Consider the following 17,494-nt stretch of genomic DNA (forward strand, 5'->3'; position numbering starts at 1 on the left):
CCCTGTTATTTACTGGAGAAATCGACATGAAGATGTTTATCAGGAGCCTGATGCTCCTGCTGATGTGCTGTGCAAGTTTTGCCCAAGCTGCCGACACTGGCTGGCTGCACAATGCGCAAAATAGCCATGCTGAAGTACGCCTGCGCAGTGCCAGCCTCGGTGATGAGCAACAGTTGTTGCTGGATATCCGCCTACAGTCGGGCTGGAAAACCTACTGGCGCACACCGGGTGAAGGCGGCGTAGCACCGGAAATCCGCTGGCAAAACCCCGATGTGAAAGCCCACTGGTTCTGGCCTGCGCCAGCACGTTTTGACGTGAGCGGACTGACCACGCAAGGCTACAAGGGCGATATTACCCTGCCGATAACGTTAGATAAGTTATCGGGTGAGACGCTGGCCGGCACGCTGACGCTGTCAACCTGTAGTGATGTCTGCATTCTGACCGACTTCCCGTTCAGTCTTGATCTCACTCAAGCGACGGGGGGCGATTTCGCTCGTGACTACGCGCTGGCGATGGGAAAGATCCCTGCGGAGCGCGGCCTGACCGACCAACTTGACGCCAGCTTTATTAATGGCGAGCTACAGATTCGCGCGCAACGTCAGGGCGGTTGGACCCAACCCGCGCTGTTCTTTGACTATCCACAAGGCAGCATGCTGGCTGCACCACAAATCAATGTGCAGGGCGATACGCTGAGTGCACGGGTGGCGGTGACCGATGAATGGGGGGAAGCCGCACCCGACCTGCGTGGCAAAACCTTGTCGCTGGTGGTGACGGATGCGGGGATGGCACAACAAAGTTCGGTGACTATTGGGGCACAGCCCCTGGTCGCAGACAGCGGAGCGCAGACTCTGTGGTCGGTGGTATTGCTGGCCTTGTTAGGGGGATTGATCCTCAATCTGATGCCTTGTGTACTGCCGGTGTTGGCGATAAAGCTCAGCAGTCTGGTGCAGCAACAGGGACAAACTCGCCGTCAGACCCGCCAGCAATTCCTCGCCTCCAGCGCTGGCATTCTGTTCTCGTTCCTGCTGCTGGCGGCCGTGATGACAGGCTTACGGCTGAGCGGTCAAGCGCTGGGTTGGGGCATTCAATTCCAAAGCAGTGGCTTCCTGCTGGCGATGGTGCTGGTGATGTTCCTGTTCACCGCCAGTTTGTTCGATTTGCTCCATTTCCGTTTGCCTTCTGGCCTCAACACCAAGCTGGCAACGCAAGGCGGAAACGGGTTGCTCGGGCACTTCGGGCAGGGTGCTTTTGCCACCTTGCTGGCCACGCCGTGCAGTGCTCCTTTCCTCGGTACGGCAGTGGCCTATGCACTGACCGCACCTTTGCCACAGCTATGGTTATTGTTCGCAGCGCTGGGCATTGGCATGAGTCTGCCTTGGCTTTTGGTCGCAGCGCTGCCCGGTTTGGCGCGTTGTTTGCCGCGCCCGGGGCGTTGGATGGTGCATCTGCGCACCTTGCTCGGTCTATTGATGCTGCTCGCCACGTTCTGGTTGGTCACGCTGTTAATCCCGCATTGGGGGCAAACTTTCGCGTTGGTATTGAGCGGGATTTTGCTGCTGGTGATGTGTGCGTGGCTGGTTCAGCGTCGCGCGCTGCAGCAAGCCGCTGTGGTGTTTATCAGCCTGACGCTGGTCGGCGCGGTGTTCCTGATGACGCGTATTGCGCCAGAGGAGGAGACGCTGCACTGGCAACCTCTGACCGAAGCGGCGATTAATCAAGCGCTGGAACAGGATAAACGTGTGTTTGTTGATGTCACCGCTGACTGGTGTATCACCTGCAAAGTGAACAAATCCCGCGTGTTGAACCAACCGGACGTGCGTGCTGCGCTGAAAGCCGATGATGTTGTCCTGCTGCGCGGGGACTGGACGCAACCCGATCCGGCAATCGGTGAATTCCTACGTCGACGTGACCGCGTGGCGATCCCTTTTAACCAGATTTATGGCCCGGCACTGCCGCATGGCCACATTTTGTCACCGTTGCTGAGTCGTGAAGCGGTGATTTCAACACTCTCTGAGGCCAAAAAATGATGAAAAAATTCCTGTTACTGCCCTTGATGTTCCTGACTCTACCCGCGCTGGCCGCTGCGCCGTTTACCCCAGAACAGGAGGCACGTATCAAAGAACTGATTCGTGAAACCTTGGTACAGAATCCGTCGATTCTGGCAGAAGCGGCTGATGCGTTCGATAAAGAAGCGTCACGCCAGCAGCAGAATGTTGTTGCGCAGGTGGTGAAGAAAAATCACGATGCCCTGTTTAACGATAAGGGTTCGCCGCGTATTGGTGCGGCAAACCCGGCGTTAACGCTGGTTTATTTCACTGACTACAACTGTGTTTTCTGCAAAAAATTTGATGCGGATATTGAGAAGCTGCTGAAAACCTATCCCCAAGTGGCCGTTGTTTTAAAACCACTGCCTTACCGGGCCGAAACATCACTGACGTCAGCGCGGCTGGCGTTGACGGTATGGGAACAGCAACCGCAGAACTTTCTAAAATTGCATGAACGCTTGATGGCGAAAAAGGGCAACCACGACGAGGCAAGTATTGCAGCGGCATTAGATAAAACAGGTATTAAGCTGAAGGATCCGAGTAAAGCGAGTCTCGATACCATTAATTTAAACCTGACATTGGCACAGCAATTGGGTGTGCAGGGCACGCCTGCTACGCTGGTGGGCAATGAGTTGATCAGCGGTGCAGTGCCTTATGAGCAGCTGGAAACGGCAGTGAAGGGCGCGTTGCAGGCGAAGCCATGACGCGTCTGAAGCGCTGGCTGCGTGAAGCCCTGTGGCTGGTACTGATTGGCGCTGCGATCATTTGGGGCATGGATAGGTGGCGAGCACCGCAACTGCCTGCCGATTTGGCGCAGCAGCCACTAACGTCGTTACAGGGGGAGGTTAATCTCGCCTCGTTGAGTCAGGATCGTCCGGTGTTGGTGTACGTTTGGGCGACCTGGTGCGGTGTGTGTAAACTCACCACGCCCACCGTGGCCGCCATAAGCCAACAAGGCACGCAGGTGGTCAGCGTGGCACTGCGCTCCGGTGATGATCGCCGCGTCGCCACATGGTTGGAGAAAAAAGGGCTACAGGGCGTCGCGGTGAATGATGAAAACGGCGCGGTGAGTCAACGCTGGGATATCAACGTGACGCCGACATTTATCGTGCTACGGCGCGGCAAAGTGGTCAGTACCACAACCGGTTGGAGCAGCGCGTGGGGTCTGAAGCTACGACTGTGGTGGGCGGGAAAATTTAGTGGGTAAACCGTCGTCTTAAGCCTGGTCGCCATCAATAGCGCCCCTACGTCGTGAGGTACCCAGCCTTTGGTGGGGATCGATGGCGTAGGGAGCGCATTGATGCGTTTCGGGATTTACCGTGCCGCCAGAAAATCTTCACGCTGCGGGGTAAAGGTATCCAGCAGCGTACCTGCCTCCAGGCAGACACAACCGTGTACGATGTTGGGCGCTTTATAAAGCGTGTCTCCCGCACTGACTTCCTGTGTGATGCCATCGATCGTGAAAGCAAAACGCCCTGACAAGACATAGGTTAGTTGCTCATGCGGGTGATGATGCAATGGGCCAACGGCATCTTTAGCAAAGGTCACCTCAACGGCCATCATGTGACCTCCATGGGCCATCACTCGGCGCGTTACGCCACCACCCAAGTCTTCTACTGTGGTCGCGTTTCTATAAATAAACATGGACTCTCCTGAATCATGACATCGTTAATGTGTGAGCTGAATCACAGTGAAAAGGGTATTTGTTGGCTGCATTTTAGCGCATCTTGATTAAAATGAAACGGTGTTTCAATTTAATCTGAGGATGGATCATGAAAATTGCTTTGATGATGGAAAATAGCCAGGCCGCCAAGAATGCAACCGTATGGAAAGAGCTGCAAACCGTCGCGCAACCGCTCGGCCATCAGGTGTTTAACGTCGGCATGAGCGATGAGCAAGATCATCATCTGACTTACATTCACCTCGGCATCATGGCTGGACTGTTGCTGAACAGCAAAGCGGCTGACTTTGTGGTCGCAGGTTGTGGTACAGGGCAAGGGGCGTTGGTGTCGCTTAACCTGCATCCCGGTGTCGTGTGCGGCTACTGTATTGATCCCGCCGATGCTTATCTGTTTGCGCAAATTAACAACGGTAATGCGCTTTCGCTGCCTTTCGCCAAGGGTTTTGGTTGGGGAGCCGAGTTGAATCTACGCTTTATCTTCGAGAAAGCCTTCACCGGTGAAAAAGGTTTAGGCTATCCGCCAGAGCGCAAAGAACCGCAGGTGCGTAATGCGGGCATTCTCAATCAGGTGAAAGCCACGTTGCTGAAAGAAGATTACCTTGATTCACTGCGCGCACTGGATCCTGAACTGGTGAAAGCCGCCGTAGGCGGTTCTCGCTTCCAGGCGTGTCTGTTCGAACACGGACAGAATCAGGACATCGTGCGCTTTGTGCGTGATCTGCTGTAACGATGGGTTGCGTTCAGCCGAGAAAATTTTGTAAGGGTATGCAGGTGTGATTAAGTGCGCCCCCTGTAAAATTTAACCCAGTATCTTATGACGGCTGCTTAGGGACTGGGGGGGACAGATGATAACGCAGTCTGGTGCCACTCAGGTGCTGGCGGTCCTCGCGCCGCTGACGCGGTACCTTCACGTCATTCGTCTGCCTTTACGGACCGGTGGGGATGGAACATCCCTGTTCCAGCCCCACCTTTCGCCCGCATCCATGCGGTCTCTCCTGGCAGACTCACTCTGTTCAGCGCTGCGAAATGCCCGCCCCTGAGTGGCACCAGCCTGCTTGCTAACATCCGTTTACGCTGCTGGAAAGGGCTCGATATTTCAGGCGATAGCGTTTTTATTGTCACAAAGGGCACAATGTCTGAGGCCACAGCACCTCTGCTGCTGCAACGGGCTATTCGCAGCGCTGAGACGAAGACGTTGTGCCAGGAGCCAGTCGCAGGGATGCGACAGGCAGTTCGGGTAGGCCAGGACGGCCGTACCCGAACGGTCCGGCCGGCACGACGTTGCAGCCGAAGGCACCGCGAAGCGGCGCGAGGACGGCCCGGCAGCAGAAGAGGTGGTGCGGCCCGCATTAAATCGTAAAGAAAAAGGCTGTTATTCTTGAAAAACGGCAGTCTTATTCAGATAGAGTCTTAACTAACAGACATTACACCCTCTAAATTTAAGCCCGGCTCGATTCCACCAGCATGCGCGTATAGGGCACCTGCGCACCATTCCCCACCAAGGTATCCACATCTAATGTTTCTAACAGCTTGCCATGCTGCATCACCGCCACGCGATGGCACAGATGCGCCACGACGCCTAGATCGTGCGTCACCATCAAGTAGGTCAAGTTCTCCTGCTGCTGCAAGTCGCTCAACAAGTTCAGAATCTCTGCCTGCACGGAGACATCCAGCGCGGAGGTGGGCTCATCCAGTAACAGCACACGTGGTTCGAGAATCAACGCACGGGCTATGGCCACACGCTGGCGCTGACCACCAGAGAGCTGATGCGGATAGCGGGTTTGCCAGGCACGATTGAGTCCGACCTTTTCCAACATGGCAATCACCCGCTGGGTTCGCTGTCCGATACCGTGAATATGCAGCGGTTCTTCCAGAATATCGCCAATGGTGTGGCGCGGATGCAGGGAACCATAGGGGTCCTGAAACACCATCTGCACCTCGCGACAACGCTGACGGGCAATGCGATGCTCAAGCGGTTGGCCTGCGATGGCTAATTCACCCTCCCAGTGGGTAAACAATCCGGCGAGGCATTTCAACACCGTGGTTTTCCCCGATCCTGACTCACCGACCAAACCAAAAACCTCACCTTCACGTACCGACAAATTGACGTCAAACAGCACCTGATTGCGCTGTTCGTCTTCGCCAAAGCTCAGGTTAAGGTCACTGACGCGAATCATCTCGTTCATGCGCACTCCTCAGGGTTGTAGCCAACTGGCCTGACGTAGCAACACCGGTAAACGCACGCGGCGTTGGTCCATATCGGGCAGGGCCGCCAGCAATCCCTGGGTGTAAGGATGTTGAGCCTGATCCAGTTGATTGGCCGCTAATGACTCAACGACACGTCCGGCATACATCACCAACACGCGATCACAAAATCGCCTGACCAGATTAAGATCGTGACTGATAAAGATCAGACCCAACCCACGCTGTTGCACCAGATCATCCAGCAGTGTCAGCACCTGCAAACGCACCGACACATCCAACGCTGAGGTCGGTTCATCGGCGATTAACAGCTCAGGGTCGGTAATCAGCATCATGGCGATCATTACACGTTGCCCCTGTCCGCCTGAAATCTCGTGGGGGTAACACTGATAGACACGCTGTGGATCGCGAATCTGCACCACCTCCAGCATCTCCAGTGCCCGCTGGCGTGCAATATCACCTTGACCGGGATGATGGCTACGCCAGGCTTCAGCGATTTGTTCACCGACACGGACGACGGGATTCAGCGAGTACTTGGGATCCTGCATGATCATCGAGATGCGTTTGCCGCGCACCGCACGCATCTGAGCCGGTGAGGCGCGTAACAGATCGACATCGCCGAACTGCATGCGTTGTGCAGTCACCTGTGCAGTGCGTGGATGCAGTTGCAGCAGCGCGCGGCCGACCGTGGATTTGCCCGAACCTGATTCACCGACAATCGCCAACTTCTCCTTACCCAACTGAAAAGAGATGCCGCGTACCGCCGGTGTTATCTGGCGTCCGTTGACGAAATTAACCTGCAGGTTTTGCACATCAAGCAAGAGAGCAGCGCTATTCACTGCGGGGATCGAGGATGTCACGTAAGCCATCTCCTAAGAAGTTAAACGCCAGACTGTTCACCAGAATCGCCAAACCCGGCACGGTCACCACCCACCAGCACTCCAGCATATAAGTGCGACCGCTGGCGATCATTGCCCCCCATTCGGGATCGGGCGGCTGTGCGCCTAAGCCCAGAAAACCCAAACCCGCAGCCGTAAGGATGATGCCCGCCATGTTCATGGTGATGCGAATAATCACTGACGGCAGGCAGAGCGGTACGATGTGCTTCCACAAAATACGCAAGGATGACGCACCCTGTAAGCGCACGGCAGAAACGAAGTCAGCTTGACGCAGCGACAGCGCTTCCGCACGCGCCAGACGGGCAATCGGCGGCCAGGCGGTCAGGGTAATGGCAATCACCACATGCTCGAGGCCGGGACCCAGTGCCGCGACAAACGCTAACGCCAGTACCAGGCTTGGAAATGAGATGAAGATATCGGTCACGCGCATCAGCACGCTGTCCACTTTGCCGCCGAAATATCCCGCCGTCACCCCCAGTAGCAGTCCCAATGGCCCCACGGTGATGGAGACCAGCAGCACGATGTACAAGGTGATACGCGCGCCCCAAACCAGGCGACTGAAGATGTCGCGACCGAACTCATCGGTGCCGAACCAGTGCTGGGCGTTTGGCGGGGTAAGCGCATTGTTCAGGTCTTGAATCAAGGGATGATAGGGCGCGATCCATGGGGCGAACAGTGCCACAATCAGTAGCAATAAAATGATGCCACCGCCGATGGCCGTCAGGGGATTGCAGGCCATTTGCCACAGAAAATGGCCAATGCGCGTCAGCGTGCGGCGACAACGCGCCAGGCGCTCGCGTGCGCTGCTGGCATGAAGCAGATCGAGAGAGACAGTCATACTTTGGTCCTCGGATCGAATACCTGATAGAGCAGGTCAGAGAGCAGGTTGAGCATGACAAAAATCAGGCCGACCACCAGTACACAGCCCATAACAGCATTCATATCACCCAGCATCAGGCTGCCAGTGAGATAGGAACCAAAGCCGGGCCAGGAGAACACGGTTTCAATCAGCACTGCGCCCTCGAGTAAGGATCCATAGGCCAGTGCCACCACGGTGAGGAGCTGTACCAGAATGTTGCGGAAGGCGTGCTGCCAAACCACCTGCCACTCGGTAAGGCCTTTCACCCGCGCCGTTAAAATGAACTCCTGCGACAGCTGTGCCAGCATAAAACTGCGCGTCATACGGCTGATGTAGGCTAGCGAGTGAAAACCCAGTAATGAAGCAGGCAGGATCAGATGATTAAGCGCGTTATTGAACACGGTGATATTGCCCGCCAGCAGCGCATCCACCAGCATGAAGCCGGTGCGGCGCGGCACAATGCCATCCAGACTGAAATCGACCCGACCGGCACCCCCCACCCAACCCAGATGCGCGTAAAACAGCAACAGTCCGATCATGCCGACCCAGAATATCGGTGTGGAGTAACCGGCGAGGCTGATGATACGCACCAGATAATCCACCAGGCTGTTGCGGCGCGCGGCCGCCCATACACCAAGCGGTACGCCGAGGCCGGTTCCCAGCACAATCGCCAGCGTGGCGAGTTCAACGGTGGCCGGGAACACGCGCAGGATATCGTTGATCACCGGTTGACCTGTGAGTAGTGCCAAGCCGAGATTGCCATGCAGCAGGCCTTGCAGGTAAATCCAGAACTGCATCCACAGCGGCTTATCAAAGCCTAGCTGATGGTAAACCTGCTGATAGGTGGCGTGATCGGCATCCGGGCCAACAATCGCCAGCACCGGATCGAGCGGCATCACGCGACCAATAAAGAAAGTCAGCAGCAGTAGGCCAAACAGGGTGATGGCTACCTGCATCACGCGGCTGCGGATGCGCCGCCAGTGACGTTGAGTTAAGGTCATTGAGCACCTCCCGCCAGGCTATCTGGCGTTTTCCATACATCGCGCAGGAAAGTGGTGGCAGAAGGGTGTGGTACGTAATCCTGCACCCGATTATTCACCACCACGGAATCGGTCATTTGTGAAATCGGCATCAATGCCGGGATCAACAGGTCATAACGCCGTTGAATGGCGAAGTAATCCTGCTGCTGTTTTTGTTTGTTCCGCTCCAGCAGCGCCTGATCGATCATCTGATTGAGTTGGGCATCATAGAAGCCGGTACGCCAGCCCTGGAAATTGGTGAGGCGAGCGCTGTCAGCGTTATTGGGGTTATACACCAGCGAACGCAGGCTGGAGTGCGGGTGCGGCTCCACGCCACTGCCACCGCGGCCCACCAGCAGATTGAACTGGCGTTCACGCATCGCACCATAAATCTGGTTACCGGTGCCGGTGATGATTTTGGCGCGAATGCCCGCCTGCATCAGCGTGGACTGAATGGCGATGGCAATATTCAGGAATGGCTGATCCGCCAGCACACGCAGGGTGGTGTCAAAACCGTTGGGATAGCCCGCCGCCGCCAGCAAGGCTTTGGCGCGCGGTACATCCAAGCGGTAACCAGGATCGGGTAGTGTTTCCGGCATACCCGATTGAATCGGTCGCTGGTGCAGCGTGCCGTATCCGGCCATCAAGGTTTTGTTGATGCCCTGATAATCCACCAGATAGCGCACCGCTTCGCGCACTTGCGGGTTGGCGAAATGCTCATCTTTCATGCTCATCGCCAGGTAATAAAGCGTGCCTTTTTGCACCGCATCAATGGTGAGATCGGGATCGTGACGCAATGCCTGCACATCCGGGATCGCCATATTGCTGGCAATGTCGATATCGCCTTTCTCCATCATCAAGCGCAGGGTTTGTGATTCTTGCAAATGGCGGAACACCACGCGTGTCAGCTTAGGCGAACCGCGCCAGTAGTGGGCGTCTCGGCTGATGCGCAGCACATCTTTTGCCTGCCACACATCCAGACGAAACGGCCCTGAACCGGCCTCGTGGGTAGTGAGCCAGCGGTTTCCCCAATCATTATTCACGCTGTGTGATTGCACGGTTTTGCTGTCCAGTACCACCATGCTGCCGAGCGCGGCCAGTGAGTAAATCACCAGCTGAGGATCGTTGGGTTTAGGGAGCTGTATAACCACAGTGCGCGCATCTGGCGCGGTGATCATCTGGTCCACGTTGTCTTTACTGAAGCCGTAGGATTTCCACACTGAAGCTTGCGCCAGATTGAGATGCAATACACGGCGCATCGACCAAATCACATCCTCGCTGGTTAGTGGGTTGCCGGAATGGAAATGCACACCGTCGCGCAGATGGAAGGTAAGCTGACGATTGTCGGCGCTGATCTCCCAGCGTTCCGCCAGGGCAGGACGCACGTCGGTAAGCTGATGCGGATCGAGTTCCACTAAACCATCGTAAAGATTGACCACGATGCCCACCACTTCATTGCCGGTCATGGCGGCGGGGTCAAGCGTCAGCAGGTTATTCATGTTCATGCCCACAATCAGCTGATCGTCTGGCGTGGCAGCCAGCAGCGATGGGCTGCAAGTGAGCAGCAGCAGCGTGGTAAACCACGCTCTGCAACAGCGAGAAATGTTCATAAGCAAAGTCCAGCAGGTCAGAGGTTTATTGTTGTTTGCCGTACTGCTTGTGTTCGACGCTTACCAGCGGTTGAGCGTGTGCGTTTCAATCCAACTGAAGTTGATGTCCTCACCTAAACCGGGTCGAGTGGGAAGGTGCACAAATCCCTCGCTATCCATTGGGTCGACTAGCGAGTTGAGATAGGCGGGCGGCTGTTCGTAGTCGAGGAACGGGTGCAGCAAACCACGCTCATACCAGCGGCAGTTGCGGATTGCCCCAACCACTGCCAGGCTGGCCGCACCGTTGCCGTGCACTTCGCAATCCATGCCAAAGGCTTCTGCGAGGCTGGCGACTTTCATGGTGGCGGAGATGCCGCCAACGCCGTTGGCCCCGGCACGCAAGATGTCGCAGGCTCCAGCCTTTACCCAATCGGCGCGACTGTGGTGTTTCCCCCCCAGGCTCTCTGGACCGAGTACATCAATACTGAGGTTCTCGGCCAGCCAAGCGTAAGAGGACATACTTTCCTCTTCCATTGGCTCTTCGAACCAAGCGAAGTTGAGTTTTTCAAGCGCTTTACCGATGGTGAGGGCTTCGCTGCGGCTGTACCAGTGGTAGCCATCCAGCATCAGGGCGATATCCGGGCCCACCGCTTCACGCACAGCAGCACAGGCCTTGATGTCCATCGCGGTACTGGGTGCAAACGAGACCGGCGGCATCCAGGTGTGTAATTTGATCGCCTTGTATCCGCGCGCTACCAGCTTTTCAGCAAATTGGGCGTACTCATCAGGCGTTGAGAGGCCACCGTCCAGCTCATCACCACACATGGTGCTGCCATAAGCGGGAATTTTTTCGCGATAACCGCCCAGCAATTTATGCACGGGTTGTTTCAGCTTGCGGCCAATTAAATCCCACATGGCCTGCTCGACGGCGGAAAGTGCGCGTTCAGTAAGTTGATGCGCGCTGCCTCGCTGCCAGTGCACCAGATCCTGCCACAAACGTTCGCGGTCAAATGCGTTTTGCCCGATCAGCACTTTGCGGAAAAAGGCGTTTACCACGTGCGAACGCACCACTTCTGCAGGGGCAAAGGCGTAACCGCAATCGCCATCTTCACTGGTGATCGTGAGTAGCGCCATCTGCGCATCCGTTTCCGCGCCGGGGTGCGAGTGCCCGGCACTGTCGGATACACGACGCGTAGGGTAAGAAAAGAGAGTGACATCAATGGCGCTGATCTTCACGGTAACACCTCCAGAACGGTTTTCCATGCTCACGATGAGCGTTAAAATAAAAATAAAACAGCGTTTCAATTCGTAATTTAGCGTTCACATTTTGTTTACGCATTAGCCAAAGTGCGGGAAGCGTGGGCAATTACTTGGGCAGTTGCATGGTGTGCTGTGAGCATTTTCACGAAAGAGGCGCGTTTTGTGAGCGATTGCAGACTGAAATAAGAGATGACGGGATGTAAAAAAATGTGTCTCAGGGGCTTTTCATTTTACGCCTGCCAGGTGATAGTGACGCCGCGAAAATTTAATAATAATCATTATCATTTGTACGGGTAGACGAAATGAAAAAATGGCTGTTAGCACTGGGGTTAGTGGCAGTAGCGAGTTCCGCTTCGGCAAAAATCATCACCGATATCGCAGGACGTCAGGTTGAGGTTAAAGAGGAGTCGAAGCGCATTATTTTGGGGGAAGGGCGTCAGATGTATCTGCTGGCGGCGTTCGACACCGCAGCCCCTTTCCATCGCGTCGTCGGCTGGCGAGATGACTTCCACAAAGCCGACTATGACGGCTATATGGCGTATGAGAAGAAGTATCCAGAGATTAAAAAGCTGCCCACTTTTGGTGGCGCGAAAGATGGCACCTTCAATGTTGAGCAAGCGCTGACGCTGAAGCCTGATTTAGTGTTAATGAATCTCGAATCCAAAGCGGCGACCGACGAAGGCAAACTGATTGAGAAATTGCAAGCCGTGGGTGTGCCGGTGGTGTTTATCGATTTCCGCGAGAAGCCGATGGAACATGCCGAAAAAAGCATCCGCATTATGGGTGAGCTGGTGAATAACCCACAGCGCGCTGAAGAGATCGTTGCGTTCCGTCGTGCGCAGATCGACAAGGTGACCGAACGCCTGAAAAACTTTGAAGGTCCACGCCCGAAAGTGATGATTGACCGTGCGGGCGGCTATACCGATGAGTGCTGCATGTCGTTTGGTAACGAGAACTTTGGTCAAATGGTCGAACTGGCAGGGGGCAGCAATATTGCCAAGGACCTGATTCCAGGCACCTTCGGTACTTTGAATCCTGAACAAATTATTGCCAGCCGTCCTGATGTGGTGGTGGTGACGGGCGCAAACTGGAAGAACTACAACACCGTCGGCAAATGGGTGGGTGTAGGGCCAGGCGCTGACACCAAGGAAGCCACTGCACGTTTGAAATTACTGATGATGCGCGATGCCTTCAAAACTCTACCAGTAGCGCACAATGGCAATGCCCACGCCATCTGGCATCAGTTCTATGACAGCCCTTATCAGTTTGTTGCGATTCAGGCCTTAGCGAAATGGCTGCATCCGGATTTGTTCAAGGATCTGGATCCTGACGCGACATTCCGTGAATTCCATGAGAAGTTTTTGCCTCTGCCGTATCAGCCGGGTTATTGGGTCACGCTGCCAGCGGATAAGTCATAACCTTTAGGCTTTTTGCGTTATTTTTGCGCACAACTCTTCATCTTTACTAATATTTTACAGGCGTTTGGCTGCGGTTTCGGGGAAGCGAAACCCAGCCAGCGTCTGAAAAATAAACGTAAAGGGAGAGTCAAATGTTGTATACCTCGGGACGTTCGGCGTTTGTCGTCGGGCTTTATGCACTGTTGGAACCCTTGCCGCTGGGCTTTTTTGTGGCTGCCTGGCTGTTCGATATCATCTACCTGCAAACCTTTGTCATCATGTGGACCAAATCCGCCAGCTGGTTGATTGCCATCGGTCTGGTGATGGCTATCCTGCCCAGACTAATCAGTCTTGTTTACTTATTCCGTGGCCCTTACCCCAGTGAAAAAACACACTTCTGGCTGTCGCTGTTGGCGATCGTGCTGGCGATCGTGAATGCCTTTATTCATAGCCGCGATGCTTACGCGGTTGTGCCACTGGGCGTGACGCTGTCGACACTCGTGGTGGCGCTGCTATTCATCGCCAATGTGCAACTCGCACTACGTGGACGTACCGTACAGGGAGGTCGCGTATGAAACAGATTCTTGGTGCAGTAACGCTGGCGATGATACTCAGTGCCTGCGATGACGGTGCGTTGATTGATCCACAAAAGCAAATTGGCCCCGATCCTGAATTACCCCAAGCGCAAAACTTCTTTGTGCCGCCGATGCAGGTACCGCAGGCCACGCCGTGGAAAGTGGGTGAAATGCCGAAGGTGGCAGAGGGGTTGAAAATTGAAAAGATTGCCGAACATTTGCAGCACCCTCGGCAAGTTTTGGTGCTGCCAAACAATGATGTGCTGGTGGCAGAGTCCAATGGCACCCCGAAACCGACTACCGCGCCGAAGGATCTGATTACCGGCATCGTGAAGAATGCGTCTGGTAAGGGCGGGGCGGGTGGCAATCGCATCACGTTGCTGCGCAACGTAAATGGCAAATGGGAGCAACATCGTTTTATTGACAACCTCACCGCGCCGTTCGGCATGCAGCTGGTGGGCAACACGCTGTATGTTGCCAATGCCGACAGTCTGGTGAAGTTCCCGTATGAAAGCGGCCAAACTGAGATTCGCACACCGCCCGTGGTGGTCACCGAGTTGCCCGGTGGGCCGATTAACCACCACTGGACTAAATCGCTGGTCGCCAGCCCGGACGGCACTAAGCTTTATGTCGGCGTCGGTTCCAACAGTAACATTACGGAAAACGGCATTGGTGCAGAATACCGCCGTGCTGCGGTATTAGAGGTCGATGCGGCGAGCGGTGCCAGCCGCATTTATGCCAGTGGACTGCGTAATCCAACAGGTCTGCAATGGGAGCCGCAAAGCGGCAAGCTATGGGCAATTGTTAATGAGCGTGATGAAATCGGTTCCGACCTGGTGCCAGATTACATGACCTCTGTGCAAGACAGAGGTTTCTACGGTTGGCCATACAGTTACTACGGTCAACATGTGGATGTGCGCGCCCAGCCGCAGCGTCCCGATTTAGTCGAGAAAGCCATCAAGCCGGACTACGCGCTCAGTTCGCATGTCGCCCCGCTAGGGCTGCTGTTTTATGGTGCGGATAATATGCCGCAGTATCGTGGCGGGGCATTTATCAGCGAACACGGCAGTTGGAACCGCACACCGTTGAATGGCTATCAGGTGGTGTGGGTGAAATTCGAAAATGGAAAACCGGTTGGGCAACCGCAACCTGTGGTGACAGGATTCCTGACGGATGATCAAAAGCAGGTGCGTGGCTTGCCGGTTGGACTCGCCGCTGACCAGCAAGGCGGTGTATTGATCGCAGACGATGCCGGTGATGCCATTTGGCGAATCAGCTCCGCCAACTGATCACTGCAGGCAATAAAAAAGGATTTGGCTGGTGGCCAAATCCTTTTTTTATGTTCGCTAACCGGCTGGTAACCGCGTTGCGAACGGGGTGCTCAGCACTCCTCACAAAGCAAATCATAAAATGTGCGGGGAAATATTTCAAGTTTCGCTAAAATACTGTATGGTTATACAGGTGTTGAGTGGCGAGCGCAGTCTCATTGTTTTCTGATGACTCCCAGGGGCGCGGATAGTCAAATCCCGGCAGGTTTCAGGTGGTGCTGGCCTGTGGCTTCCACAATGAGTGGCGCTCAGCACTCCTCACACTTGTGCTCAGGCCATCGGCGGGTGGAGTCAAAGCCCCGACGGCTGAAAGGCGCGCTCCTGTCAGAGGAGAAGGAAAGTGATGGAAATTGTTCGGTTACTCCTGGACCTGGTCCGGGTGATCCTGCAAATCATCGTTGCCCTTTTGCAACTGACCGGTCAGGCACATTGACCGGAACTTGAAGCAAGGCGGAGCTCACCCCTCCGCCTTTTTTCGTTCTTTGCCAACAGTGATAATTTCGCCATATCAGTCGTTTCCTTCCGGTACTAAATTCTCTTTGCCAAACCGTGAAAATGTGATTATCAGCATAGCTAACTTATGTTATGAATTTAGCCTTAGAAAAATATAATCAGGTAAAGGTTTTATGTCGTCGCAAAAGTTATCCCATAACGTTAAACGCATTCATTCATCAGCCATTCGCGATTTATTGAAACACAGCAAAATGGAAGGGGTGATTTCACTCGGTGGTGGTATCCCGAATCCCGATCTGTTTGATACCGAAGGTCTGCGAATTGCCATGGACCGTGCGCTAACCCAGGATGGGCACAATGCGTTTCAGTATGGCTTGAGTGAAGGGGATCCGCTGTTACGTGAAGCGATCTGCCGCATCTCAGCCGATCGTGGTATCGATTGCACACCGGACGACGTTGTCATCACTTCCGGGTCACAGCAATCACTGGATATCCTTGCCCGCGCACTGATTAACCCAGGCGACGTGGTGGTGGTGGAGCGTCCGACTTATCTCGCCGCGTTACAGGTCTTCCAGTTGGCTGATGCGCAATTTAAGTCTGTGGGTACCGATGGCGAAGGCATGATCGTTGACGAGTTGGAAGAACTGGTCAAACAGACGCCAATCAAAGCCGTGTATATCGTTCCGACCTTTGGCAACCCAAGCGGTGTTACCCTATCAGAAGCGCGCCGTCAGCAGCTGGTTGCACTGGCGAAACAGTATGATTTCCTGATTTTTGAAGACGATCCCTACAGCGAGATCAACTTCACCGACCAGACATTCCGCCCATTGAAATCCCATGCGCAAGCAATGGGTGCCAGTGAGAATGTCATTTATACCTCGACCTTCTCCAAAATTTTGGCACCGGGTGCGCGTGTTGGCTGGATTACCATGCCGAGTTGGCTGAAGTCGTCGGTAGTGAACCTGAAGCAGGCAACGGATCTGCACACCAGCGCTTTGTCACAATCCCTGACGCGTCATTATCTGGAAACCGGTCGCTTGCCGGAGCAGATTCGCTTGATCCGCGCGGCCTATAAGCAGAAGTGCGATGCGCTCTGCGCAGCCTTGGAGACGGAGTTGGGGGATAAGCTGCACTTCTATCGCCCGCTGGGTGGCATGTTCCTGTGGGCAACCTTCAAAGAAGCCTTCAACACCACTGAATGGCTGAAAACCACGCTGAGCAATGGTGTAGTGTATGTTCCCGGGGAGTTCTTCTACTGTGACAATCCGGATACCTCAACGCTGCGTATTTCCTATGCCTCGGTCTCAGAAACCAACCTGGCCTTGGCCGCACAGCGTCTGAAAGCGTCATTACCGCAGTAACGACCTAAAAGCCCTTTGCAGAAAGGGCTGCTCCTAGCCGTTGGCACTGTCCAGCGGCCAGGATTCAAACAGGTAACCATCAAAATCGATGTCGTCGACGTCTGAAAATTCCAGCAGTCGCTGTTTCACATTTTCCAGATGCTGCCACATGGCCTGCTTGGCGGCACGCGCGTCTTTTTTGATTAAGGTGGCGAGGATTTTTTTATGATCGTCGAGCCACTGCTTGCGGTAATGCGTGTTGACCAGATGACGATGCAACTGGCTCCACATCACATTGTCTTCACGCCACTGCCAGGATTGCTTAAACAGCTCCACCAACATGCTGTTGTGGGTGGCTTCAGCAATCGCTAAATGGAAATTACGATCGCCGTTCTCGCTTTCATTGACCGCGCCGGAAGCCAGCTCTTTCTCCTCCAACTCCAGCGCCTGACGCATTTTGATGATGTCTTCACGGGTTGCCTGCAGGGCTGCAAATTCAGCAATATTGCTCTCCAGCAACTGGCGCGCCTGTAACATCTCAAACGGCCCTGCATCGTTGCAGGCGGTCTGCCCGTTGCTTCGTGCTGCTGGGCTGTCATTGACCACGTAAATGCCTGCACCCCGGCGCACCTCAATCAAACCTTCCAGCTCCAGCATAATCAAGGCCTCACGCACCAGTGTACGCGTGACATCCAGCAGGGCAGCCAGCTCGCGTTCTGGCGGCAGTCGTTCGCCCACGGCATACTGTTTTTGCATAATCATGTTACGCAACATTTCCCCGACTTCCTGATAAGGGCGCTGTGCTGAAGCTTGTGTTTTCATAGAGCTCTTTTCTGCTGATTAAGGA

General features: G+C 54.8%; 16 protein-coding genes. 8 read left to right on the forward strand and 8 right to left on the reverse strand.

What is annotated here, in order from left to right:
* Positions 1 to 26: 26 nt before the first annotated feature.
* The 3 genes from F3J38_RS09210 to F3J38_RS09220 are packed head-to-tail and all read left to right on the forward strand — an operon-like array spanning position 27 to position 3,252.
* The gene (locus tag F3J38_RS09210; RefSeq protein WP_167137370.1) at positions 27 to 2,027 is read left to right on the forward strand and encodes a protein-disulfide reductase DsbD family protein; all 2,001 of its coding nucleotides are present in this window, start codon (positions 27 to 29) and stop codon (positions 2,025 to 2,027) included.
* Positions 2,027 to 2,749 carry a DsbA family protein gene (locus tag F3J38_RS09215; protein WP_167138827.1) on the forward strand — a complete coding sequence of 241 codons (723 nt, stop codon included), beginning with the start codon at positions 2,027 to 2,029 and terminating at the stop codon, positions 2,747 to 2,749. Before F3J38_RS09210 ends, F3J38_RS09215 begins: the two co-directional genes overlap by 1 nt.
* On the forward strand, positions 2,746 to 3,252 hold the full coding sequence (locus F3J38_RS09220) for a protein disulfide oxidoreductase (protein WP_167137373.1): 507 nt from the start codon (positions 2,746 to 2,748) through the stop codon (positions 3,250 to 3,252). Before F3J38_RS09215 ends, F3J38_RS09220 begins: the two co-directional genes overlap by 4 nt.
* A 107-nt stretch (positions 3,253 to 3,359) precedes the next feature.
* Here the strand turns inward: F3J38_RS09220 and F3J38_RS09225 are convergent, their stop codons facing one another.
* A complete protein-coding gene (locus F3J38_RS09225) occupies positions 3,360 to 3,689 on the reverse strand; it encodes a cupin domain-containing protein (protein WP_167137376.1) in 330 nt (109 codons plus the stop codon).
* 128 nt (positions 3,690 to 3,817) lie between these two features.
* Between F3J38_RS09225 and F3J38_RS09230 the strand changes: the two genes are divergently transcribed.
* Complete coding sequence (locus tag F3J38_RS09230; RefSeq protein ID WP_167137379.1) at positions 3,818 to 4,453, forward strand: RpiB/LacA/LacB family sugar-phosphate isomerase; 636 nt, start codon at positions 3,818 to 3,820, stop codon at positions 4,451 to 4,453.
* A 712-nt stretch (positions 4,454 to 5,165) separates the two neighbouring features.
* On the opposite strand, the gene F3J38_RS09235 is transcribed toward F3J38_RS09230, so the two are convergent.
* The 6 genes from F3J38_RS09235 to F3J38_RS09260 all read right to left on the reverse strand — a co-directional run bounded on the left by F3J38_RS09235 (position 5,166) and on the right by F3J38_RS09260 (position 11,557).
* On the reverse strand, positions 5,166 to 5,903 hold the full coding sequence (locus tag F3J38_RS09235) for an ABC transporter ATP-binding protein (protein ID WP_167138829.1): 738 nt from the start codon (positions 5,901 to 5,903) through the stop codon (positions 5,166 to 5,168).
* Positions 5,904 to 5,921: 18 nt separating this feature from the next.
* Positions 5,922 to 6,788, reverse strand: coding sequence for an ABC transporter ATP-binding protein (locus F3J38_RS09240; protein WP_167137382.1), 867 nt, complete (start codon positions 6,786 to 6,788; stop codon positions 5,922 to 5,924).
* Positions 6,760 to 7,665, reverse strand: coding sequence for an ABC transporter permease (locus F3J38_RS09245; protein ID WP_084935767.1), 906 nt, complete (start codon positions 7,663 to 7,665; stop codon positions 6,760 to 6,762). The genes F3J38_RS09240 and F3J38_RS09245 overlap by 29 nt, the downstream gene beginning before the upstream one ends.
* Complete coding sequence (locus tag F3J38_RS09250) at positions 7,662 to 8,687, reverse strand: ABC transporter permease (protein WP_167137385.1); 1,026 nt, start codon at positions 8,685 to 8,687, stop codon at positions 7,662 to 7,664. The genes F3J38_RS09245 and F3J38_RS09250 overlap by 4 nt, the downstream gene beginning before the upstream one ends.
* The gene (locus tag F3J38_RS09255; RefSeq protein ID WP_240155944.1) at positions 8,684 to 10,210 is read right to left on the reverse strand and encodes an ABC transporter substrate-binding protein; all 1,527 of its coding nucleotides are present in this window, start codon (positions 10,208 to 10,210) and stop codon (positions 8,684 to 8,686) included. Before F3J38_RS09255 ends, F3J38_RS09250 begins: the two co-directional genes overlap by 4 nt.
* Positions 10,211 to 10,375: 165 nt before the next feature.
* On the reverse strand, positions 10,376 to 11,557 hold the full coding sequence (locus tag F3J38_RS09260) for a mandelate racemase family protein (protein WP_205298203.1): 1,182 nt from the start codon (positions 11,555 to 11,557) through the stop codon (positions 10,376 to 10,378).
* A gap of 299 nt (positions 11,558 to 11,856) precedes the next feature.
* Here F3J38_RS09260 and F3J38_RS09265 point away from each other — a divergent pair, with 299 nt between their 5' ends.
* The 4 genes from F3J38_RS09265 (at position 11,857) to F3J38_RS09280 (ending at position 16,668) form a co-directional block, all read left to right on the forward strand.
* A complete protein-coding gene (locus tag F3J38_RS09265) occupies positions 11,857 to 12,972 on the forward strand; it encodes an ABC transporter substrate-binding protein (RefSeq protein ID WP_167137393.1) in 1,116 nt (371 codons plus the stop codon).
* Positions 12,973 to 13,103: 131 nt separating this feature from the next.
* Positions 13,104 to 13,526, forward strand: a complete 423-nt coding sequence (locus F3J38_RS09270) for a DUF2231 domain-containing protein (RefSeq protein ID WP_167137396.1) — start codon at positions 13,104 to 13,106, stop codon at positions 13,524 to 13,526.
* The gene (locus F3J38_RS09275; protein ID WP_167137399.1) at positions 13,523 to 14,815 is read left to right on the forward strand and encodes a PQQ-dependent sugar dehydrogenase; all 1,293 of its coding nucleotides are present in this window, start codon (positions 13,523 to 13,525) and stop codon (positions 14,813 to 14,815) included. Before F3J38_RS09270 ends, F3J38_RS09275 begins: the two co-directional genes overlap by 4 nt.
* A 665-nt stretch (positions 14,816 to 15,480) precedes the next feature.
* Positions 15,481 to 16,668 (forward strand): aminotransferase-like domain-containing protein, encoded by a 1,188-nt coding sequence (locus F3J38_RS09280; protein ID WP_167137402.1) that lies wholly within the window; start codon positions 15,481 to 15,483, stop codon positions 16,666 to 16,668.
* Positions 16,669 to 16,701: 33 nt separating this feature from the next.
* Here the strand turns inward: F3J38_RS09280 and uxuR are convergent, their stop codons facing one another.
* Positions 16,702 to 17,469 carry a Uxu operon transcriptional regulator gene (uxuR, locus tag F3J38_RS09285; RefSeq protein ID WP_167137405.1) on the reverse strand — a complete coding sequence of 256 codons (768 nt, stop codon included), beginning with the start codon at positions 17,467 to 17,469 and terminating at the stop codon, positions 16,702 to 16,704.
* Positions 17,470 to 17,494: the final 25 nt, after the last annotated feature.

This window comes from Candidatus Pantoea formicae, from assembly GCF_011752625.1.
Classification (GTDB): domain Bacteria; phylum Pseudomonadota; class Gammaproteobacteria; order Enterobacterales; family Enterobacteriaceae; genus Pantoea; species Pantoea formicae.